Below are 22,987 nucleotides of genomic sequence, written 5' to 3'. Positions count from 1 at the left end.
GCGTCCGGTTTTCTATTCTTCCCTTCTCTATTCCTTTTTCAATGACCTTTTTCCTTTGTCTTGCCTCTCTGATTCATTTCTCCGTTACTTTCACGCACTTCGTGAGTTATAAGGTCGAATTCTATTTCGTTAAGTTTTCCCAGTCTGGTCAAAAGCTCCGTTGGAACGGTTATTTTGCCTATATCGTGAAGCAAGCCGGCTACCCTTATGGATTCGCAGATCTCGTCATTCAGTCCCATTTCCCTACCCATCGCCACCGCGAGTTTGCTTACGTTTCTCTGATGGTCGGCTGTGTAGGGATCTCTTGCGCTCACTATATCAGACGCGGTGCGGACCAATGCGTCGAAGGCTGCCTCCAGCTTTTTGGAAGCCCGCTTTCTTTCGGTGATGTCCTCGCTGACTTCCACAACGCCCGATACCTCTCCGTCCGTCCCCATAACTGGATAGGCCCGCACAAGCCAGAACTCGCCCATTTCGTTGGTGAGTTCCATTTTTTTCTGCTCACGGCTTTTGATTACCCTTTCCAGTATGCAGTCGTTGCACTTCTCACCGGCTTTCCAGATTGTGAAGCACTTTTTTCCTATCAGGTCGCCGACCTCCATGCCCAAACGCTTCGCCATAGCTCTGTTGATCCAGTTTATTCTGAGATCTCTGTCGTAATAAACTATAGTTTCTTTGGTTGCGTTGAGTATCAAGGATTTCTCTTCCTCGGACCGTTTCAATGCCTCTTCGGTGTTTTTTCTTCCGGTTATGTCCCTGGCGATGCCTATGAAATAACTGGGGCAGTCTTCACAGTCTTTGGTTACATAGCCGCTTGCCGAAAGCCACTCCCAGCTCCCGTCCGCATGGCGAATCCTGAATTCAAGTGTGGATGTGGTATGGTGGGGGCCCTCGTTGAATGATCTCCCCAGAGCATCCATGACAATTTTTAGGTCATCGGGATGAATGAACTCCCCGTACAAATGGCCTATAAGATTCTCCATCGCGTAACCGAAAAGCCTTTCACCGGCCGGCGATACATAAGTCAGTATTCCGTCGGAGTTGATCATAAGGACCAGATCGTCGGTATGCTCTACAAAGAGTGCATATCTCTTTTCATTATCGATTACAGTCTTGTTGAGCCTGTCTCTCTGTGCGGTTGTACGTGTGAGTTCCATGCTAGAGAGACTTCGAACAGCCACTATATTTGCAAACTTCGAATAAAAGCTTGTTATGGTATCTACCGTTTCAACTTTCAATCTTGGCAGGCCTTCGATTGCCTCCAAACACTTCTCTTCATCGAAGCCACGCTCTTTGGCCTGACGACGGTAAAATTCGTAGTCTATCTCTTCGCCCTCCATGAAGAACTGACCGAGATAGATGCTTCCAAGACGTATGTCGCCTGCAAAGATGGGCGTTACCATCTGCCACATATTGTTCGCGCATTTGTACAACCTGAAGGCACCGGCTTCAACGTTCTCGGCCATCTTTAGATAGTCGATCATGCAGTTGCGGGGTGTTTGGAGATCCACGCAGTCCAAAATGGAGCAGATACTGCGTCCGCCGGTGGCAACCAGGCTTTTTCCATGGTTGTCTATTATCGAGATAGTAATTTTCGTGAGCTTGTAGAAATCATCCATCAACGAATGTATAGACTGGAAGTCTATCAGGTCTTCCAATTCGGGCGGTTCGAAATCATCTTCAAATTCTGGAAGAGTTCTCGATATCTTTGCAGCTTCCGCTTCGCCATTCTTTCTGGTGGAGAGATCGCTCGCCAGGCCTACCAGGAGCCTTTCGCTTCCCTTTTCAATGAGTGTTAAATTAAGCCGTACCGGGAAGAGCGTACCATCTTTCCTGCGGTGCATCGTCTCGATAGAATAGGACTTTCCGATTGTAGCGTTTTCACAGTTTCTCTGGAATCTCTCAACGGTGCTCATATCAATTTCCTGAAAAGATAGGGCCAGCATCTCGCCAACCGAATAGCCGTACATATCTTCGGTATTGCCATTCACGTAAATCAGATGTGCCTTCATATCGATTATGTAAAAAACATCGCCAATGGAATCCGTCAATTCCTTAAGGGCTATCATCTCATCTCCCAGACCTTTAGTTTTGCGGTGTTCGCCTGAGGTTCCCATAGCTGTAATTTTGGTTCGATGTCTTCCGCCACTTTCGTAAAGGACAATAAACCTGTATTGAACACCTCAATTCAAGAACCACTGCACTTATATCTTATCAACTAAAACGGATAAAACAATAACGGTTTAATAAGTTCGTATATGCTTCATTTATTTATAATATTATCTCATCCAAGAAGACGACAAGAAATATAAGAGGCGACTGCTTCGTTTTCTCTCATATGGTAATTGAAAATGGCTTTTATCGCTCCGTTCTGGCTATTCTAAATCCAACGTTGACGTTGGCGTATGTTGGCAGGCTGCTTCCACGGCAGATTATCCGAACACCCATCTGGCAATCGATCCAGCTACCCCCGCGGTTGACTCTTAAGGTACCTTCCGTTCCGTTGAAGGGGTTTGTCAGCGGTGCCTCGCCGTACAGTCCGTACCGGTCGCTCACCCATTCCCAGACGTTTCCGCTCATATCGTAAAGGCCGAGTTCGTTCGGCGCTTTTCCCCCGACTTCATGGGTCTTGCTCGAAGCGTTCAATTTGTACCAAGCTACGTTTTCAACGTTGTTGCCACCTGCTCTGGCGTAGTTGTGACTCTCGTTTCCCCCTCGCGCGGCGAACTCCCACTCGGCTTCGGTTGGCAATCTGTAGCCCGCCACCGAAGAGGGATCAAAAGTGATGTTCCCATCTGTATCGAGAAAATTGCCATTGATATCGTAAGCCAGTGGCAATTCTTCGTTTTCGCTTAGCCAATTACAGTAAGCTATTGCGTCCCACCAACTGACATTTATTGCCGGCATGAGACCCCTACCCCAATCTCTGTCTCCAGACCTGCTCCTGCCGGTGGCGTCGCAAAAGACATCATATTGATCGAAAGTTACTTCGTACTTACCGATAAAAAAGTCGTAAGTGAGCGTCACCACGTGTGCAGGTCTTTCACCATGCTCGGCGTTCTCAGAAGCATCTCCCATAATGAAGGTACCCCTCTCGACCAGCACCATTTCACCTATTTCAGGTTCGGTGGCAAAGAGCCAGACCGAAGTTAGTAGAAAGGCTATAAGCAATAACGATATTCTCAATGCGGGATTTCTTTTCAAATCCTTCCCTCCGTCCATAATGAATGTGGTTAAACAATACTAATATATCATCCGGTTTGCCGGAACGGCAGAGTTGGCAAGCCTCTTCTGTAAAGTGTAGAATCATTATTATTACGTGCAAGAAAGGAGCCGTATGAGAATCACTTCCATTTTTCGCTGGTCGCTTTTTGTTTCGGCGCTATCGGGAATACTTCTGCAGCTGTTCTTGGTCGGGAATGTCTGCGGTGCCCTGAATATATTCAGCTATTACACAATACAGACGAACCTCTTCGTAGCGATCGTTATTGCTCTGGAAATCGCGGTCGATTCAAGGAGAGCCGGAGATTGCAAGATCCTCAGAATACTCACCGGAGGAGTCACTCTGTGGATAATGGTGACGGCGGTAATTTATCACTTCCTCCTTTCGACTTTTTATAAACCTTCGGGACTGGCACTTTTGGCCAACATATTGCTCCATTACGTAACCCCGCTTATGATGTTGATTTACTGGATCTTCTTTGAGAAGAAAGTACGTTACAGATCTTTCTATCCTCTCGTCTGGGCACTTTATCCGCTTTTCTACGCGTTGGTTTCGATCGTCAGGGGAATGATGACGGGTTTTTATCCCTACTGGTTTCTCAATCCCGGAGCGCCGTATCCATCGGGGATAGGATCCGTCTGGAATCTATTGCTGTTCATAATAGTCATTGCATCGCTCTTCGTGGTGGCCGGTTATCTACTTATCTTTCTCAAAAAGCTGTCTAGCAGAAAGCTAAAGATCGGTGAATGACAGCGCATCTTATTTTTGATTGCGGAAAACAATTAGGAGTCGGATTTACGAGCAACGGCCTGAGAATCTCAGGATATTACAAATGGAGGCTCCTGAATAGCCATAGTTGGCTGATAAGACAATAGAGTACCACCGGGTAGATGAGCTTATCTGACTGACAAGTTGGTATAATTCTTATGAATGCCGAAATATCTCAGCAATAGTACTGCTCCATCGTTTTGTTCCCTGTAGATCATCAAAAGGAGGTAATCGCTGTGAAGAAAGTCAGAGTTCCCGTACTTCTGGTACTGCTGGTCATGATCTTCATGGGTGGGACCACACTTTATGCCAAACTCACCTATGGATATGTGACACCCGGTCCGGATACGTGGTACAGAAAGGATGTAGAGGGCTTCCAGTACGCGGCGAGTCTGGTGGGTGTAGAAGTCGTTGTACTGAACTCCGACTACGATACCGAGAAGGAGATCGCCAATATCAACACTCTGGTCAACATGGGTGTTGATGGTATGTGTGTCTTCTCTTTCAATCCGAACGGCGCTTTCATAGCCGCCAGAGAGGCCGGCATGGCTGGAATTCCGCTGGTTGTTACCGACAACGTTGGGCAGGTTCTCCAGTCTGAGCACGACATAGTGGCCTGTATCGATTTCGACTGGGAGGGTATGGGTATCAACGTAGCGAACCACATTGCCAAGAACTACCCGGGAGAGAAGATAGCCTGTATAATGGGGCTCTTCGAACACGTCCCGGTCCAGATGTTCCGTGGTACCTTTGAACCGGAAGTCGAAAAGCTTGGAGTGAACACGATTGTGGCGATAAGAGACGGAAAGTACACCCCGACCGTTGCCGTCGACCAGGCCCAGGACCTGATAGAATCCGGTTACGATTTCTCCATACTCTTCAGCTTCAACGAGGAGATGGCCGCAGCAATAGTCAGAATGCTCAAGACAAGAGGTCTACTCAACAATCCGATCAAGGTCATAACCACCAACGGTGCCCCGTACGGTATCGAACTGATAAAGGAAGGCAGTATAATGTACTCGATCTCCACCTCGCCAGGCTGGGAAGGGTTCGTTTCCTTCCTCGCGCTCCACGCATATACACAGGGCTTGATAAAGGAACACGATCAGCAGATCCTGCTGCCGAACACTCCGATAACGCCCGAAACGATCGATGACAAAACGAAGGTCGTTCCATGGGACATCGATCCCGTCTGGATCGAACTGACCAGAGAATACTTCCCGCAATACAATTCTCTCTACTGAGAGTGAGATGTTATGGGGATGTAGGGACAGACCTTCATCCCCGTTTTGTTCATATTTTTGTGAGGGGAAGAGAATATCATGGAGCGGAAAGAACTCGTCAAAATGGATAACCTGGTCAAGATATACGGCCATCACAGAGCGCTGGACAGCGTTTCTTTCGACCTTATGGAAGGCGAGGTGCACTGTCTGGTCGGTGAGAATGGAGCCGGAAAATCGACTCTCATAAAGATCCTTTCGGGCGCCATTTCTCCCGAAGCAGGGGATATATTCATCGGAGGAAAGACCGTCGGCTCTCTCAACCCCAGACAGTCGATAGAGCTTGGTATCTCAACTATATATCAGGACGCCGAGCTTGTAGATTCCTTAACGGTGGCCGATAACGTGTTTCTTGGTGACGAAAAGGCCGGCAGATTTCCGCTGATCGTTGACAGCCACGGACAGGAGAAAAGAGTTGGGGAGATCATCGACACCCTGAAGATGAACCTCCCGGTGAATGTTCTGGTGGATGAGCTATCGGCTTCCCAGAAGCAGATGCTCCAAATCGTCAAGGCCCTCTACAGGGACTCCAAAGTGCTGATTATGGATGAACCGACCAGTTCACTTGGGATAGATGAAACTCAGGCGTTGATGGACATTATCAGAAAACTCAGACAGAGGGGTATCGGGATAATATATATATCCCACTATCTCGAGGAGATCTTCGAGATAGGAGACCGTGTAACGATCCTCAAGGATGGCGTAGACATGGGAACCTATAACGTTGCCGATATAAAGGTCGATGAAGTCATAAGAAAGATGGTCGGACGCGACGCTTCGCTTTTCTATAAGAGAAACTCCGTCGAGATAGGAGATGCGCAGCTTGAGATTAGAGATTTTGGCAAAACCGGTATTGTGGAAGATGTTACCTTATCTGTGAGGCGTGGTGAGATCTTCGGACTGGGCGGTCTGGTGGGTTCTGGCCGCAGTGAACTGGTATCTCTGATCTTTGGTGCCGAGAGGCCCGACAGAGGCGAAGTGGTTTTGAATGGAAGAAAGCTCAGAATCAAATCACCTGGGGATGCCATCAGAAAGGGGATCGCACTGATAACCGAAGACCGCAAAAAGCTGGCTATGCTCAACGGCCGTGATATCGTCGAAAACTCATCACTGGTCCACAGTGAGAACTTCAAGGGTTTTTTGCTTAAAAACCGTGAGGAGAGAAATCTAACGAACGAAATCGTCAACAATCTATCGGTGACCGTTCAAGATGAATCGCAAAAGATTGAGGAACTCTCGGGCGGAAACCAGCAAAAAATAATTATAGGACGCTGGCTGATCGATGACTCGCTCGTCTATATCTTCGATGAACCCACCAAAGGAGTAGATATTGGTGCCAAAGAGCAGATCTACGAGTTGATGACCGGACTGGCAAAAAGGGGGAAGAGCATAATCATGATCTCTTCCGACATGCCAGAACTTCTTTCGATGAGCGACAGGATCGGTGTCATGCGCTATGGCCGGCTCGTGGAGATACTTGACAATACAGGGATAAAGGAAGAGGATCTTATCAAGCGCTTCATAGGAGTACAATGAAGTTTGGGAGGTAATTGCAATGAATAGTACGGAGGCTTCTCAAGAGACAAAAAAAGTACTTTCGAGAAGGAGGAGTTCGATACTTAGAAGCCAGTGGTTTTTCCTTCTAGTGGCGGAGATTATTATCGCGGTCATAACCGGAATAGTCAACCCCAGGTTCTTTACAACCAGCAACATCATGAACATACTCGAGCAGATAGCGGTTCTTGGAATAGTCTCCTCGGGCATGACGCTCTTGATAATCTCCGGGGAGATAGATATATCGGTCGGAGCCAACATCGGACTCTCTTCTTGTGTGATGGCCATGATGATAAAGAGCAGCAACGGCTATCTGCTTCCGGTTATCGTGGGAATCGCGCTGGCCGTTTTTAACAGTTTGCTTGTGGGTATAACGGCAAGAGCTTTCAAGGCTCCGTCCTTTATAACTTCTCTCGCCTTCACCAGTGTTTTCCAGGGTGTAGCCCTGGCAATAACCAAAGGCTCTTTCCAGACTATATACGGACAGTTCGAGTTCATCGGAACTGCACGTCTCTGGCAGATCCTTCCTTTTAGTTTCATAATCAGTATAGGGGCTTATATAATCGTTCACTTCCTCCTCTCGTACACCAAATTGGGCAGGCGGACTTACGCCGTCGGAAGCAACCCTTCGGCCGCCTACCTATCTGGAATCTCTGTGAACAGGTCCAAACTTATGGCTTTCCTCTTGAACGGGATCTTTATAGGTATAGCCTCCATGGTGCTGCTTTCAAGAATCGGTGCGGCACAGCCTTCAACAGGTAGCGGGATCGAGCTAAAGGCGATCGGAGCGGTCGTCATCGGCGGAACGCCGCTTTCAGGTGGGAAGGGTAGGATAATCGGAACCTTCTTCGGTGTGCTTCTCATGGGTTTAATATCCAACTCGTTAAACATGCTCAGGGTCAATCCCTACTTTCAGACCGTCACCTTCGGTGTTCTCATAATAGCCTCGCTGGCAATCAGCGTGCTCAGCACTTACAGGAAGCGCGGAAAGATAAGAACTTCCTCCGAAAGAAAGGATGAGGAGCGGTGAAAAGACAAAACTTCGAGATCGAGAACGACAGAATCCGCGAACTTTATTTGAAAGAAAAACACCGGGAATCGGAAAGGTTCACCAGAAGAATCGACCTATCATGGAGCGTCTGGATGTTCGGTCTTGAACCCATCGAGAACTCTCTGGAGAGGCTTAAGAGAAACAGACTGGACTTTGTGGAGCTCAAAGGCGACGTTTCGATGGAAGTCGAAAAGGTGAGGTCGGCACTCGAGAGGTACGACATGGCTATTTCTGGTGTCTGCGGTCTCTTCTCGCCGGAGAGAGATCTCTCCAGCCCCGATGTAGATATCTCCAAAAGGGCGATCGAATATATATTCGGAGAGATCGACTTCCTCTCAAAGTTCGGCGGAAAATACATGATAGTCGTACCCGGCGCCGTGGGAAGGCCGGAAGCCATAGATTCACAGGAATTAGAGCGGAGTGCGAAGAACCTAAAAACTTGCGCTAAAGCCTTCTCTGCGCGTCGAGTGGCTGCCGCCATAGAGCCTATACGTTCCGCCGAGGTTAGCATCGTCCACACCACGGGCGAGGCCATAGACTATATCGCTTCAGTCGATGAGCCTGCCATCGCGCATCTTAACGGTGACATATATCATATGCTCAACGAGGAAAGGCACATTGGCCGTGCCATCCTCGAATGTGGCAATAGGCTGGTGAACCTCCACATCGCCGACAGCAACAGGGATGCACCGGGAAAGGGAATGATAGATATTGACACGGTCATAATGGCCTCTTATCTGGTAGGCATGAATAGACCCGGTAGATTTCTTACCTTCGAACCGCTCGGACCGTACCCCGACCCTTATGTATTGTCCACACAGCCATGTAATGTAGATGTTATGGAGAAGCTGGTTAGCGATTCAGTGAGTTACTTCCGTGAAAGGGAAGAGATAGTAAGATCACTTTAAAGGGGGAACAGCAATGAAGATAAGCTTCCACACAGATGCTTTCAACTCGGCAGTATTCAACTTCGAAAAGGCTCTCCAATGGGCAGAAAAGAACGATGTACACTTCATTGAACCAGGAGTGATAGACGGTGTCTCATGGATTCACGGTCTGGGTTATTTTCCACACGTGTCGCTCGCGGAAGACCCGATGAAGATGCGAAAAAAGATGGAGAGCTACGGTGTTTCGCTTTCACAAATCGATTCGGCCTTCCCGCTCTCGGGCAATGATGGTTTGTATTACGGCGTTCCGTACGTATTGAAGTCCTTGCCATGGGCTAAAATCGCCGGCTGTCCCAACATCGCCACGACCGACGGACTGAAAAAACCGGCCGGCTTAAGCGACGGTGAAGCTCTCGAACTTATGAGAAGGGCATACGGTACCATCGTCGAGACGGCCGAGCTCTACGGAATCAACATAAATATAGAAGTCCACGGCTACTTCACTACCAACCCTGACCTCCTCGAATTGATGCTCGATTTCGTCGATAGTGACCGCCTGGGACTAAACCTGGATACGGGAAACAGCTTCATCGCAGGCAACGATCCTGTGGAATTCTGTAAACGTTTCATCGGGAAGATAAGGCACGTACATATCAAAGATGTATCTGAGAGTCTGGCGGCTGCTATGAGAGGAAAGGATACGGGAATTGGGATAAGCCACTCGGCCATCGGAGACGGGGTGAACGCCGGAAACATAAAAACTATACTTCGACTGCTCAAAGAGCACGGATACGACGGCTACATAAGCATGGAATGCGAAGGCATGGGCGGACCTCTGATAGAAAACTCACTTGCCTGGGTACGGGCGACGTTGAAAGAGCTGGGAATTCCCGAGGAGAAGGAGCCTGAGTCCTGCGATTGAACGATCTTGTATTTCTCACTAGTAACCATCGTGCTTTTTCGAAGGATGGGTACACGATTTGGGATAATTGACGCTTTTTCCAAGTACCTTGGACGACTCTTTTGCTCTTCACGGTTGTTGTCGGCTTGACAAAGTGCCAATGTATTGTATTATTTATACATCGAGTCGAGAGAGCCAGGAGGAGATGTAACCGTGACGGCCGCAAAGACTGAACCGGGGATTATAATCTGAATTTTCCTTCACAGACCGCGATCATGTCCGGTCTTTTCTCTCGCGCACCGCATGTTACTTTTCCCTTAATGAAAACCTCAAGAGCAACGTTCATAATTGAATCATCGGATTTTGAAATATATAAGGACAGGAGGAGACTTATTATGTCGGGGTTTAAAGATGTGGACCTGAAACGTCCCGCTGCCAAGAGGGAGGAGGAGATTCTCTCTTACTGGCGCGAAAATGCACTCCCGGAGAGGAGCGTGAACGAGAGGGAGGGATATCCGGAGTTCGTCTTTTTCGAAGGGCCGCCAACGGCAAACGGGAAGCCCGGTATTCACCACGTTATTTCCAGAACTCTGAAAGACTGCATATGTCGTTTCAAGACTATGCAAGGATACCAGGTGAAGAGGAAAGCCGGCTGGGACACTCACGGTCTCCCTGTAGAGATCGAAGTCGAGAAGCAACTCGGCTTTTCGTCGAAGCAGGAGATTGAGGACTACGGCATCGAGAAGTTCAACCATAAGTGCAAGGAATCGGTATGGAAGTACGAGAGCCAGTGGAAGAAGATGACCGAGCGCATTGGTTACTGGATAGATATGGAACATCCCTATATCACGCTCAACGATGACTACATCGAATCGGTATGGTGGATTCTCAAGCAGTACTTCGATGCCGGCTTCATATACGAGGGGCACAAGATAATGCCCTACTGCCCCAGATGCGGCACGCCTCTGGCCTCTCACGAAGTGGCGCAGGGCTACAGGGACGAGACAATAGATTCGATATACGTCAAGTTCAAACTGAAGGGCAAAGACAACGAATACTTCCTGGTCTGGACGACCACTCCCTGGACGCTGCCTTCCAACGTTGCGCTGGCCGTAAACCCTGATTTCAACTATGTAAAGGTCGAAGTTACACTCGACACTGGCGAGAGGGAGTATTACTACCTTGTAAGGGAGAGACTGGCCACCCTTCTCGGAAGCGAGGAGCATTACAGTATCGTTGGAGAGATGAAAGGCAGAGAGCTCTTTAAGATGGAATACGAGCAGCTTATTCCTTATGGAAAGGTCGATAAGAAAGCCTTCTATGTGGTACTCGGCGATTTCGTCTCGCTTGAAGACGGTTCCGGCATCGTCCATATGGCGCCAGCCTTCGGCGAGGACGACAATATACTGGGAAAGAAGTTCGATCTGCCGATGCTCCAGCTGGTCGATAGAGAAGGGAAGATCACAAAAGAAGTAACGCCATGGGCGGGGATGTTCGTCAGAGATGCCGACCCGCAGATTATTCGTTACCTCAAGGACAGAGACCTCCTCTTCAAGAAGGACAGGTTGACTCACTCCTACCCTTTCTGCTGGCGTTGCGATACGCCACTGCTTTACTACGCCAGAAAATCCTGGTATATAAAGACAACTGCCTACAAAGATAGACTGATAGAGATAAACAACACGGTTAACTGGTATCCAAAGTTCGTCGGCGAGGGGCGCTTCGGCAACTGGCTCGAAAACATGGTTGACTGGGCGCTCTCGAGAGACAGATACTGGGGAACGCCGTTGAACGTATGGAAATGCGAAAGCTGCGGCTCGCTTGCCTCGGTAGGTTCAAGACAGGAGCTCGTCGAGAAGGCTATCGAGGAGATAACGCCGGACATAGAGCTCCACAGACCGTACGTCGATGACGTGCATCTTCGCTGCGAGTGTGGAGGAACGATGGGCAGGACTCCCGAGGTCATAGACTGCTGGTTCGACTCCGGTGCGATGCCGGTCGCCCAGCACCACTATCCCTTCGAAAACAGAGAGGAGTTTATGGAAAAGCTTTTCCCGGCCGATTTCATCTGCGAAGGCATAGACCAGACCAGAGGCTGGTTCTACTCTCTAATGTCGATCTCGGCCTTTCTCTTCGACCAGTCGCCCTACAAAAACGTGCTGGTTAATAACCTGGTGCTCGACAAGAGCGGTCAGAAGATGTCTAAATCGAAGGGCAACACGGTCGATCCGTGGGAGATAATCGAGAAGTACGGTGCTGATACGCTCAGATGGTATCTGCTGGCTGTCTCGCCGCCATGGGTACCCACCAAATTCGATGAAGAGGGTGTCAAGGATACCTACAGCAAGTTCTTCGGCACCCTACAGAGCGTTTACGCCTTCTTCACCATGTACGCGAACATAGACGGTGTCGACCCGGTCGATTTCGAGCTACCCGTGAAGGGGAGGGAAGAGATAGACCGCTGGGTCATTTCCCGGCTCAACACACTTATAGGTCAGGTAACAGGCTTTTTGAACGGTTACGATCTCACCAAAGCCGTCAGGGCGATACAGGACTTCGTCGTCGAGGAGGTTTCGAACTGGTACGTTCGAAGAACCAGAGACAGGTACTGGACGAGCGAACTCGACTCGAGCAAGAAGGGGGCCTACCTGACGCTGTACGAGATTCTTCTCACCGTGGCCAGGCTTATGGCACCGATAGCGCCCTTCACTGCCGAGGAGATATACAGAAACCTTACTCACGGAAAGGAAGGATCGATCCATCTACAGTTCTATCCTGAAACGGATAAATCTCTAATCGAGCTGGACCTGGAGAAGAGAATGGCGACGGTCATGGACCTGGTTACCCTCGGAAGAGCCTGCCGGAACAAGGTGCAGATAAAGGTTAGACAGCCGCTCCCCAAGATCCTTGTCGACGGTGGCATCAAACCCACCGTGGAGTCAATGAGGGAACTCATACTAGAAGAGATCAACGTTAAGAAGATTGAGTACATAGAAGACCTGGGCAAGTACGTGAAATACGAAGTGAAACCCAACTTCAGGGTAATGGGTCCGAAATTCGGCAAAGACCTCAAGGCGATAGGTGCGGCGCTGAAGGCCCAGGAAGCGGCCGAAATCGTCTCATCGCTCAAGCGAGAGGGAAAACTCCTCCTCGAAATCGGCGGAAACAGTTTCGAGCTGATGGAAGATGATCTGGATATAAGGATACAGGAACTGGCAGGATTCACCTTCGAAATGAGCGCCGACAATTTCGTCATACTCGACACGGAATTGACGCCGGATTTATTGCAGGAGGGACTGGCCAGGGAGATGGTCTCCAAGATACAGACGATGCGAAAGGACGCCGACTTCAAAATAACAGACAGGATAAGGGTTTTCTACTCTGGACCCGAAGATGTGGTCAGGGCTATAATGGTCTTCGAGTCTTACGTGAAGGAAGAAACTCTCGCTGATAGTCTCACTCCAGGTGACGGAGTCCAGGGCGGAACAGAATGGAATCTGAACGGTTACGACACAGTGATAAAGGTCGAGAGAATCGCGAAGGGATCGATATAGAGATTCTCTTAGCTTTAGGCAATAAAAAAGCCGGGGGAGCTTTTCCCCCGGTTTTTTTATCAGTTGACGATTATATTCACGATGATGTTCGGATCGAGCACTCTGAAAGTGAAAGATTCAGCTATGAATAGTTCCACTTCTTCATCGGTGTGGCCGTGATAGCCAATTTCGAAGTCTCCGCCGATTACCATTTCCAGGTCATCATGATCTTTGGGAAGAAGCAGACCACCCTGGAGGACCCTGCTCACGACTATGTCCGTTCCCAGCAAGGATTCGATACGTTTGACGAGAGGGTAACCCTGTACGTGGGAGTTGAGCATCGCAAGTGTTTCGGGGTTCACAACCAGAGCGAAGGGCCCGTCGGCGAAGTTGTCCTTCAGTTTATGAACGGCCCTGGCAAGCGACTTCACTATCTCTTCGGGTTTTTTGCCCAGCGATACAGGCTCGGTTCTGGCCTCCCTAACGAGACCCTTTATCATGCCGGCTTCGAAACCATTGTATATTGTGTTCTCTTCGAAAAGTGCTATCTTTCTGGCGGCCTCTTCAAGCGGTCCGAGATCAGGATCGGCCGTTCCCCTGTCTATGTTATCCAGTTCCCAGCGGTTCAATCTGAAAGGGACTCGTAATTCCACCAGAGGTTTTGACTTCCTGAGACCGGCGCCAACTTCGCTCCCCGTTTCGATCAAATCGAGCCTTCCCTCGGGCAGGAAGGAATATTCCCAGCCCTTCGGTCCCACGACGTTAACCACCTTTCTGGCTGAAAGATAGTTCTTCAGAACCTGGCCGGCCCTGTCGTTGACTTCTTTCCATGCCTCGCCCGAAAGCGGAGCGAGCTGTCTTTTGAATATATCCACGCTCATTCCCTCCTTATAGCTTTCCTATTTTCAACCGGCCATTACCCGCCGACTCGCCGGTCTCTTCTGCCTCCGTAACCGGTACGGAAGTGAAGAGATAAGTCCTGAGCTCTTCGTCCCAGCCGTTCATGTTTCTCCTGAGCCATTCGAGGGCCATGCAGGCGTGCTCGATCTCCTCGTCACGGTTGTGGGCCATTATAGCCTTCAGCTCAGGGTCAGACGAAGCCTCGACTCTCTGGTTGTACCAGTCTATGGCTTCGATTTCCTCCTTGAGGCTGTTCAAAGCCCTGGAGATATTCCTCGCCTTTTCATTAAGCGCTTCGTACGGTTCATGATAGTTGCTCATAAAGAACCTCCTTTTCTAAATTCGGTGAGCCTTACCATTGTATGACTGGACAGAACACATTCGGGTTTAAGCTATAAAAGCACCGTTTCAGCTACAGTAAGAACAGTAGCTTCCTCAACACCTCGAAGTAGTCACTCTCGGTAAAGGTTAGCGTTCTGTCATCTACTTTCTCGACCCCTGGGAAGAAGGATAATCTGTGGGCCTGTGTGTGTTCTACATACACGACCTCTACTTCGAACTTTTCCGGAAGAACAATCGGCTTTATGGAGCCGGTTGAAAGCGCTCTAGAGACGCCCTCTTCGATCATTTTGACGACCTTCGCAGGATGGATTGAATCGACCGACGAACCGCTTCCGGTGTTAGTTACGACCGTCTCTATATCTGGAACTTTATCACGGGCGATCTTTGCAATCCCCGAATCTCCGCTCAGAAAGACGACTGGAACCTTATAATATGCTGCCGACATAGCGTTCATGAGAAATTCGCTCACCAGTTCCCCATTGATTTTCAAAGAGAAGATATCTCCCGTCATCGTGTGCGAAAGAGGGTTTAGTCCTCTCCCGGACGGCGAATGGTAGCCGGTGAAAACGACGGCGTCGAAGGAGCCGTCTATTCCCTGCATCATCATGAAAGGATCTCGGGCCCAACCCCTGATTATCCTTACGCTATCGGGAAGTACCGACGGGTCGATGTTCCTGGCGCTACCGTGAGCGTCTTTTATTAATATCTCCGAGGCGCCAGCCTTCATAGCCCCGCTTATTGCGGCCTTCACTTCGGCCGTCATCTGCCTTGAGAAGTACGTGTAATCGGCGTGACCCTTATTTGTTTCATCCCAGGAAGCTATCCCGGCCGTTCCTTCGATGTCTGCACTAATAAATACCTTCATGAAAAGACCCCCTTGTATTCTATTTTCCCGGATAGTTGGCTATTTGAATTATATAATACCTGTCTGTCGTAAAAATAGCGCTGACACCAATTGCCCGGTCCTTTACTTCCCATAATGACGGACTCACTTAATGCATCATTCTCGTGTATTGTCATAAGAGAGAGAGAGTATAGAATGAGGGTAGAGGGAGTAGCCAGTCGTCATCCTTAGGCTTAGAGCCTGTGTGCCAGGTTGGGCACCCTTCTTAACACAATTGAGAGTAATGGTCGAAAAGACCGCACCTTGTACGAGGTTGTGAAAGGAGGAACCCTCATGTTGTATGCAGGAGTCGACATATCCAGGAAAGTTTTGACGTTTGTTTCTATTTACCAGAGAAGAAGAAAATGAAAAGCATGAAGTACAAACAAGAGGAGAGAGAGAAGAGAGAAAGAGAGAGATGTGAGAATTCTCGCTTTCTCGTGAGCGGAGCGAACTCTCGACGTTCTTTTTCGGCTCTTACCAGCAACAAACAACGCACCACCAACAACCGTTCTTGTTAGGAACACTACTGGATGACAGTCTTATTCCCTTCAGGTCGTTTTCTTGCATTGTCAGGTTTAGAAGAGGCTTTGTATTTTGCAAGTGAAATGATATAATATCTCATCTAAAATATACAGTCGTTGGTTTGAATACTTGAAATTACCGAGTACCAGGGATGTCTTTCCAATCGCACATTTTCGTAACTTGGAGTATAGCCGGATTGGAATTCTCCGCTTCTGAAAGATCGTCGAGTGGAGGGAATCTGGATGCGAAAAGTACTGATTGTGATCTTCTTGCTGTATCTCCTTACTATGCTGACTTCCTGCCTTATAAAGCCGGTTGTGTTGACGTTGTCTGCGATCCCTCAGGGCGGCGGAACCGTAGCTGGGACGGGAGTATATCTGAAGGGTGACTATATAACAATAACCGCAGACGCGACCGAGTGCTTCATGTTTATCGGTTGGTATGACGTAGAGAACGACTCTCTGGTCAGCTTAGACCGTGAGTATGCCTTCGCCATACAGAAAAGCCAAAATCTGGCGGCGAAATTTGAAAAGGCCTTTCTAGAAGTCGATTTTCTTTTGTTGGGTTCGAATATAGCCGGCTGCAAGTACGATGTGAAAATCAAAGTTAATGGAAGAGTGACAAAAATCGACTTCCAAGACAGAGACGAAATCTCCTTCCCAAAGAGCGAGGTCTTTCCAGACGAGACGGGCTGGATACGATTCTCCGAGTTCTACACCAATCCCGGCGTAGAGGAAACGACGATTCTGGCATATGCGGGGAACACAAGGGTCTCTTATTGCACTTTTAGCATAGAGCAAAAACCTTAGATTTTCTTGGCACTTCTTTTTTGCGCCTTTGAGAAGACTTTTGGATGAAAGGATTGTTTTGGATTGTCGAGTAGATTTGGATCGCCGAGACCATAAACGGTTTTTGGACGGGGAGGTCGGTATGCCATGAAGAAAAGAGCGCTCACTATAGCTTTCTTCGTATTTGCTGTTTTTGTGTTGTTTTTGTTATCCGGCTGTCTGAAGTTCCGGGGAGAGGTTAAGATAGATGCCAGGTTCACTCAGGTCGCAAAATGGCCGCTGTTGAATCAGAATGAATTCAAGGCAGAGCTGTCTGTCGCGAAGAGCAACGCCGCGGTAAGCCTGGAGATCATTGCGAACGGATTCGTATCTCAAAGCGATTTTAAGCTTGAAAAGGGACAGGCAACTGTCGAGGATCTAGTAGTCGAGAGTGGCGTCAAAGAGCTGACGCTCGTTGCCAGAGATACGAACGGCAAAGAGCTCGCCAGAAAATCGGTCTCTATAGCAGCCGCTGAAGATGAATTCGTAACGGGTTCTGTCGACAGCCGCACGGGTATCTATATAACGGCGAGCTCGTTCCCGGTAGATGAAGATTTCTTCCTCGTCTATCCTTACGCGGGATGGTTCGGCCCGGCGGATATCGGCGGAGAAAGGCTCTTTGTATTCTACTCTGCCGATTACCTCGAAGAGCTATCACCCGTAGACAGATACAGGATAAGCAGGGTGATACTCAGGGCGGAAGATCCGGTGAATGCCGGAGAGGCGGCCTTTCTTCTAAGGGTGGAGGATATCTGGAGGTATTTCGACTTTCCTGAAGCCGCCAAAAAGACGGACTATGAAGTCGCGATCGGAAATGATCTCATAAGCCCGACCGCGGTCGATGCTCGCTCTCGCAGAAGATTCGACATCAAGGACCGCGTCTATTTATACGAAGTTGCTTTTCACGCTGTTCCCGAGGGCTGGGGAGATCCCGCGATCAACGCCGGCTCGGTCGTATATCATGGAAGCTTCTGCGCGGAAGGAGTGTCCGACAACCTTGTCGCAGACGCCTTTCCCGGCGTTGATTACGTCTTTCTGGCCTGGTACGACGATCCGGGCCTGGAAGAGGCTCACAGGATCGGAGAGGCCGATCCGCTGCTCTACCATCTGACGGCCGGCGATGTCCCGCAATTCCCCGGGAAGTTCGACATCTACGCCAATTACGGGCCGTCTTATTTCGAGATAACTGTCGATGTCGATCCCTCTAATTCCGGGACGATTACCGTGGACAATCATGAAGTGACCGCACCTTATGCCGGAGACCACCGCTATGGAGAAGAAATCAGATTGGAGGCCTTCCCCACAGATTGCTACGATTTTGTCGGCTGGTATGAAAACGGGACGCAAGTCAGTATAAGCAACCCTTACGCTTTCGAAGTCTATCATGGGAGAGACCTGACCGCCAGGTTCGCGATAAGCCAGCACACTGTCAAGATCGATCCCGACCCTCAAGACGCCGGAAAGATAAAGGTTGACGGCGCGGCGGCCGTAGAAACATACGAAGCGACGCACCTTTGTGGGAGCACACTGGAGGCCGAAGCGGTGCCGGGAGAGTGTCATTACTTTCGCAACTGGACCGAGGACGGCCAGGAGTTGAGCACGGAAAGGATATATGAGATCCTGGTGAATGGAGACAGAACTATCGAGGCGAACTTTCTTGGCTGGAGCTACCTGTTCGATTCGCTGGTTACCGTCACTGTCTATCACGGATTGGGCATGGCCTCTTATGACATCGTTCTGAGAGGCGACGCATCGGAACTGCCGCCGGAGGTCGTAGAACTCGAAATCTGGCCGGACACGGGAGTCTTGTTCGTCGGGGGCTATGGAGAAGAAGAAGGCCCTTTCTCGCAGGGAACGCCGTACGCGCTGACCGGTGCGAAGCTCGATGCTACCGACTGGCCGCATGAGATCACCCTCACTTACGGCGAAGGCGAGACGCTGGACGACTATCCTGAAAAGCTGTATGTAAGGGTCAACGATACGCAGGTGTGCGTCGTGGAGCTCGGCGTTCCTCAACCGGCCTGGGAGGGCTGGGGTTCAAGTCATTCTCTGTTTACAGAGGCCAGTCCCGAAGAGGGCGGAATAGTCGAGGGAGCCGGAACTTATGAAGCGGGTCAGAAGGTTCACCTGACGGCTCTGCCTGCCGAGAACTTCGAATTCGTCAACTGGACCGCGACGGCCGGCTCTGTTGAATCTCCAAACGAAGCGGAAACCAACTACACGATGCCCTCTGAAGATGCGACAGTTACCGCGAACTTCGCACGCACAGGTTATGCAATCTCCTTCAAGGAAGTAAACAATCTTGCAGGTGTATCGATACAGCTTTATAAGTATTTTTCCGATCCATTTTACGATTACCTCCCGGGGGGTGATCCGCTGGTCACGGACGCGAACGGCGAAACGTCCATCGCCCTTGAGAGTGGATCCTACGAGTTCAAAGCTTCAAAACAGGGATACGAGGACTCCGAATTGTATTTTGACGTGAACAATAAAAACCTTGACTTCCAAATCGCCATGCAGGCAAAGAGGTACGCGGTGAACTTCAAGACTACCGCAAAGGTTCTCACAGGACTGTTCGAGATCAAGATCTACTCGAAGGCGAGTATGGAAGAAGGAGATCTCGTGGCGACTCTGAACCACGGCAACGCTGAGACCGGAACGGCGAACCTTCTAGCGGGAAGTTATTGGTTCAGGCTCAGACACCGGTCAACCTATACCGGAAGAAACGTTGACTTTGTCTTTGCAGGCGCCTTCGAAGTGAGAGATGTCACAGATCTCGAGTACTATCTCGAGAACTCACTCGCCCTACCGGACGATATATACAAGTATAGAATTCACTTCACTTACGATCACTTCAGTACTGCCGCGGCCATATCTTCCGAGGGCAGATTCAAAGTAGAAGAGGGGCTCGAGATAGATATGCAGATGAAGACAGATACATACGAAGAACCTGGGACATATCTCTTCCGCAACAAAGGGCAGACAGAGGTTTTTATCGAGGCCTGGGGTGGTGGAGGAGGCGGAGGAGGCAGATCGTCCGGAAGGACGACGACTTCGGCTAGAGGTGGGGGCGGTGGAGCCTACGCCAGAAGCGTTGTGACCATTACAGATCCGGCCTATAACATCGTAGTCGGTGACGGTGGAAACGGAGGCGTGGGAAACCAGAACGGAAACGACGGCTCGTCAAGCGTTTTTGGAACTGATCTCGTCGTCGCGGCCGGCGGAAAGGGAGGCTCCTATATTCCTACAGGCAGTGCAGGCTCTTACGCGGGTGACGGAGGATCGACAGACGACTCTGTCGGCGACGTGAAGTATGGGGGCGGAGATGGAGATAAAGGTGGAGGCGGAGGAGCTGGCTCAACTGAGGACGGAGAAAACTCTAACGGCAACGCCAGTGGTGCAGGAGGTTACGAAGGCGGAGGCGCCGGAGGCTGGATGCCTGTCTACAACGGTTCAAACAACGGACAGAAGGCCGGCGGAGGAGGAAGCGGCGCTTATAGAACAAGTAATGGAGGAACTGTAAATGGAGGTAAAGGTGCCGACGGAAAAGTTAGAATAACCTACATAGAAATCCCCTCGGCGGTCCTGATGAAGATGAACTACATAGACTATGACGAAGTGTACAGAGAGTTACCCGGTATAGGTTGGGAGCATCAGCTAATTGTGAGAATGAGTGTCCAGGACTACGATGGCTATCCTGTACCCGATGCATACGTAACGGCAACTATCTACCGTAATAACAGCTATTACAGAGATCTGCTCGGATATGTCGGGCTCTCAACCGATTTCTATATTTCTCCCCCACTTGAAGCGGGATTCTACAAAACAACCGTTCAAAGTCTCGAAGCGGCCGGATACCTTTGGGACGGCGTCACACCGAACAACGGAAAGAGTTTCAGTTTCTAGATTATTGAAATTACGGAGATGACGGATCGGATTCCGCCATGACGGTATGCGAGCTGTACGCTGGATAAGAGCCGGGAAAGAGCACCGAGAGTTCGCTCCGCTCACGAGAAAGCGAGAGCGAAAATAGGGACTGACGAGTTCCTGACATCTGTCCCATTTTTCGTGTATAGTTCTCCCATGCAGTCATCACGTAATGTTCCTATCATGAGAAGACGAGAGTGAAAAACGCGAGAGAAGGAACATCGAGAGTTCGCTTCGCTCACGAGAAGACGAGAATTCTCACTTATCTCTCTTTCTCTCTCTTTTCTTCTCGCTCTTACGAAGGACGGCTCTTCTCGAGAGTTGCTACCCCCCCCGGATTTGCGGCAGATGCTCTTCGATTTCAATTTCTCAAATGATAAAATGGGGATACTCCCGTCTCGCTTGGGCGTTTCTATGCGATCCTCATCCGGAGAGAGCTTCGATGAGGAGCCGAAAGATGACGGTCGAAGTATTGGAAATCAAAACTCGCTTGCATGCTGCCTTTTCGCTAAAATTGAGGAGCAAAAAAGATGGCCGCAACCGGTCAGAAAGCGGAAGTGTCGGGAATCTACAAGTGTGCCAGGTGCGAAATAATCTCTGATGGAAGGACGATGCGATAATGGATCAGTTAGAAGCGAAGTTCTCAAGACTCGGTGTCGATAACGCTCCCGGACAGGAAGTCACGCAGGCCGAGGAGGAACTCCAGCTCGTAGGAGAGAAGATCCCCGGAAAACCGGTCGATTTTTCTCATGGGGACGTCGATGCGTTTGAACCGACCCCTGAGTCATTAGACGCGTTTATTAGAGGCGTTTACTCGGGCGGCGAGCAAGCCTATACGGAATACAAGGGAAGAACCGACATACGGGAAGCTCTGGCCGAAAAGCTTTCCGCATTCACCGACACCCAGATTTCTGCCGATACGCAGCTCATCATTACGCCGGGGACACAGGGGGCGCTCTTTCTGGCGATGGGATCACTGGTCGGCCGGGGAGATAAAGTTGCAATCGTTGAACCCGACTATTTCGCCAACAGAAAACTGACGCAATTCTTTGACGGTGAAATGATTCCCGTCGAGTTGAATTATCTGGAATCCGATAAGCGGGCCGGCCTGGATTTGAACCGGCTCGAGGACGCTTTCAAAGACGGAGTTAAGGTCTTCCTGTTCTCCAATCCAAACAACCCTACGGGTGTCGTCTATTCGCCCGACGAAGTCCGGTCTATCGCTTTCCTTGCACAGAAATACGGTGTGTCGCTAATTGTAGACCAGCTGAATTCAAGACAGATATTCGACGGCAGAGCGTATACGCATCTGTGTGCCCAGGAGATTCGACCGGAAACTCTGATCACAATAATCGGTCCGTCCAAGACAGAGTCTTTAAGCGGTTATCGGCTGGGAGTCGCTTTTGGTTCTAAAGACATCATCAAGCGAATGGAAAAGCTGCAGGCCATCGTCTCTCTGCGGGCCGGCGGTTATTCTCAAGCGGTACTCAAGTCGTGGTTCAACGAACCGGAAGGATGGATTGAAGAGAGGACCAAAGCGCACGAGAGGATTCGAGACGATCTGCTGGCATTACTCCGCGGTGTGGAAGGCGTCAAAGTCAGAAAAGCGGAAGCCGGTAGCTATCTCTTTATAAAAACACCCGAGTTGACCGTTACCATGGGAAAATTCGTGAAAATCCTGAGGATTCTAGCCAGTGTAACGGTAACGCCGGGAACGGAATTTGGTCCTAAATTCACGGATAGTTTTCGTATCAATTTCTCTCAAGACCATCACTTTGCAGTGGAGGCAGTTGAACGAACGATACAGATTATTGAGAGATACCGGAAATAAGAAGAAAAGCAGTGTTTGATCACCCGACATTCAGAAGAGAACAGTCAAAGCATCGGAGATCCAAACTCACTTATATGCTGCTTTTTGAATAAATAGTGAATAGGGATTCCTTAGGGTAGGCTCTCCCTTCCAGTCATCCTGGCAATCTCTTAGCCAGGATCCCGGTCTTTCCTCTCTTTACGTCATGCTGGACACACTTAATACGTCATTGAGCTTGACTCAGAATCACGGTTTTCTAAGGAGTGGATCCCGGATCGGGGTCCGGGATGACAGTATAGGAACCCTGAATAGGAACATTTCAGGGCAGGCTCTCCCTTCATGTCTGACAAGCTCCTAGTCAGGATCCCTGTTTTTCTCCCTGAAGTCTCGCCTGATAAGGTTATGGTCTTAACATTTCCGGGGAAGGCACTGCCAAAAAGACTCTCTTTCAATCACCCGACCCACATTTTCGAGGTTTCTATGCAGGATTCTCTGGATGCTTTTTTTAGAACGTTGTTCGTTATGCTTATTGTCGCATCGCTTTGCGTTTCTTCGAAACGCGTTAACTCCATTTTG

The 22,987-nt window shown here is 49.6% G+C and carries 15 protein-coding genes; 10 read left to right on the top strand and 5 right to left on the bottom strand.

Annotation, left to right across the window (positions count from 1 at the left end; genetic code table 11):
- Positions 1–38: 38 nt before the first annotated feature.
- Positions 39–2,117, bottom strand: coding sequence for a PAS domain S-box protein (locus PKX57_RS06825; RefSeq protein WP_472416511.1), 2,079 nt, complete (start codon positions 2,115–2,117; stop codon positions 39–41).
- 241 nt (positions 2,118–2,358) lie between these two features.
- Entirely contained in the window at positions 2,359–3,204 is an 846-nt protein-coding gene (locus tag PKX57_RS06820; RefSeq protein ID WP_470745115.1) for a formylglycine-generating enzyme family protein, read from the bottom strand.
- A gap of 133 nt (positions 3,205–3,337) precedes the next feature.
- Between PKX57_RS06820 and PKX57_RS06815 the strand changes: the two genes are divergently transcribed.
- The 7 genes from PKX57_RS06815 to ileS all read left to right on the top strand — a co-directional run bounded on the left by PKX57_RS06815 (position 3,338) and on the right by ileS (position 13,218).
- Complete coding sequence (locus tag PKX57_RS06815; protein WP_213920694.1) at positions 3,338–3,973, top strand: Pr6Pr family membrane protein; 636 nt, start codon at positions 3,338–3,340, stop codon at positions 3,971–3,973.
- A 254-nt stretch (positions 3,974–4,227) separates the two neighbouring features.
- On the top strand, positions 4,228–5,235 hold the full coding sequence (locus tag PKX57_RS06810; RefSeq protein ID WP_213920695.1) for a substrate-binding domain-containing protein: 1,008 nt from the start codon (positions 4,228–4,230) through the stop codon (positions 5,233–5,235).
- 78 nt (positions 5,236–5,313) lie between these two features.
- A complete protein-coding gene (locus PKX57_RS06805; protein WP_472416509.1) occupies positions 5,314–6,807 on the top strand; it encodes a sugar ABC transporter ATP-binding protein in 1,494 nt (497 codons plus the stop codon).
- 19 nt (positions 6,808–6,826) lie between these two features.
- Entirely contained in the window at positions 6,827–7,855 is a 1,029-nt protein-coding gene (locus tag PKX57_RS06800) for an ABC transporter permease (RefSeq protein ID WP_472416507.1), read from the top strand.
- Positions 7,852–8,784 carry a TIM barrel protein gene (locus PKX57_RS06795; protein ID WP_213920698.1) on the top strand — a complete coding sequence of 311 codons (933 nt, stop codon included), beginning with the start codon at positions 7,852–7,854 and terminating at the stop codon, positions 8,782–8,784. The genes PKX57_RS06800 and PKX57_RS06795 overlap by 4 nt, the downstream gene beginning before the upstream one ends.
- Before the next feature lie 13 nt (positions 8,785–8,797).
- Positions 8,798–9,685: a TIM barrel protein gene (locus PKX57_RS06790; RefSeq protein WP_213920699.1), complete on the top strand. Its 888-nt coding sequence runs from the start codon at positions 8,798–8,800 to the stop codon at positions 9,683–9,685.
- A gap of 374 nt (positions 9,686–10,059) precedes the next feature.
- Complete coding sequence (gene ileS / locus PKX57_RS06785) at positions 10,060–13,218, top strand: isoleucine--tRNA ligase (RefSeq protein WP_472416505.1); 3,159 nt, start codon at positions 10,060–10,062, stop codon at positions 13,216–13,218.
- Positions 13,219–13,277: 59 nt separating this feature from the next.
- On the opposite strand, the gene PKX57_RS06780 is transcribed toward ileS, so the two are convergent.
- The 3 genes from PKX57_RS06780 to PKX57_RS06770 all read right to left on the bottom strand — a co-directional run bounded on the left by PKX57_RS06780 (position 13,278) and on the right by PKX57_RS06770 (position 15,304).
- A complete protein-coding gene (locus tag PKX57_RS06780; RefSeq protein ID WP_213920701.1) occupies positions 13,278–14,072 on the bottom strand; it encodes a family 1 encapsulin nanocompartment shell protein in 795 nt (264 codons plus the stop codon).
- Positions 14,073–14,085: 13 nt separating this feature from the next.
- Entirely contained in the window at positions 14,086–14,418 is a 333-nt protein-coding gene (locus tag PKX57_RS06775; RefSeq protein WP_213920702.1) for an encapsulin-associated ferritin-like protein, read from the bottom strand.
- Between the two features lie 91 nt (positions 14,419–14,509).
- Positions 14,510–15,304, bottom strand: coding sequence for a M55 family metallopeptidase (locus tag PKX57_RS06770; protein WP_213920703.1), 795 nt, complete (start codon positions 15,302–15,304; stop codon positions 14,510–14,512).
- Positions 15,305–16,089: 785 nt separating this feature from the next.
- Here PKX57_RS06770 and PKX57_RS06765 point away from each other — a divergent pair.
- The 3 genes from PKX57_RS06765 (at position 16,090) to PKX57_RS06755 (ending at position 22,432) form a co-directional block, all read left to right on the top strand.
- Entirely contained in the window at positions 16,090–16,656 is a 567-nt protein-coding gene (locus PKX57_RS06765) for an InlB B-repeat-containing protein (RefSeq protein ID WP_214047584.1), read from the top strand.
- Positions 16,657–16,782: 126 nt separating this feature from the next.
- Positions 16,783–20,580 carry an InlB B-repeat-containing protein gene (locus PKX57_RS06760; RefSeq protein WP_472416503.1) on the top strand — a complete coding sequence of 1,266 codons (3,798 nt, stop codon included), beginning with the start codon at positions 16,783–16,785 and terminating at the stop codon, positions 20,578–20,580.
- A 640-nt stretch (positions 20,581–21,220) separates the two neighbouring features.
- Positions 21,221–22,432 carry a pyridoxal phosphate-dependent aminotransferase gene (locus PKX57_RS06755; protein WP_472416501.1) on the top strand — a complete coding sequence of 404 codons (1,212 nt, stop codon included), beginning with the start codon at positions 21,221–21,223 and terminating at the stop codon, positions 22,430–22,432.
- Positions 22,433–22,987: the final 555 nt, after the last annotated feature.

Origin of the sequence: Mesotoga sp. (assembly GCF_035363035.1) — a bacterium.
Taxonomy (GTDB): domain Bacteria; phylum Thermotogota; class Thermotogae; order Petrotogales; family Kosmotogaceae; genus Mesotoga.
This window is presented reverse-complemented; position numbering and strand designations above follow the sequence as displayed.

Excerpts from the sequence above, each read along its gene's own strand:
- PKX57_RS06765 (WP_214047584.1), top strand. The coding sequence starts at position 16,090 with ATGCGAAAAGTACTGATTGTGATCTTCTTGCTGTATCTCCTTACTATG.
- PKX57_RS06760 (WP_472416503.1), top strand. The coding sequence starts at position 16,783 with ATGAAGAAAAGAGCGCTCACTATAGCTTTCTTCGTATTTGCTGTTTTT.
- PKX57_RS06815 (WP_213920694.1), top strand. The coding sequence starts at position 3,338 with ATGAGAATCACTTCCATTTTTCGCTGGTCGCTTTTTGTTTCGGCGCTA.
- PKX57_RS06800 (WP_472416507.1), top strand. The coding sequence starts at position 6,827 with ATGAATAGTACGGAGGCTTCTCAAGAGACAAAAAAAGTACTTTCGAGA.
- PKX57_RS06805 (WP_472416509.1), top strand. The coding sequence starts at position 5,314 with ATGGAGCGGAAAGAACTCGTCAAAATGGATAACCTGGTCAAGATATAC.
- PKX57_RS06770 (WP_213920703.1), bottom strand. The coding sequence starts at position 15,304 with ATGAAGGTATTTATTAGTGCAGACATCGAAGGAACGGCCGGGATAGCT.
- PKX57_RS06755 (WP_472416501.1), top strand. The coding sequence starts at position 21,221 with ATGGATCAGTTAGAAGCGAAGTTCTCAAGACTCGGTGTCGATAACGCT.
- PKX57_RS06825 (WP_472416511.1), bottom strand. The coding sequence starts at position 2,117 with ATGGGAACCTCAGGCGAACACCGCAAAACTAAAGGTCTGGGAGATGAG.
- PKX57_RS06775 (WP_213920702.1), bottom strand. The coding sequence starts at position 14,418 with ATGAGCAACTATCATGAACCGTACGAAGCGCTTAATGAAAAGGCGAGG.
- PKX57_RS06790 (WP_213920699.1), top strand. The coding sequence starts at position 8,798 with ATGAAGATAAGCTTCCACACAGATGCTTTCAACTCGGCAGTATTCAAC.
- ileS (WP_472416505.1), top strand. The coding sequence starts at position 10,060 with ATGTCGGGGTTTAAAGATGTGGACCTGAAACGTCCCGCTGCCAAGAGG.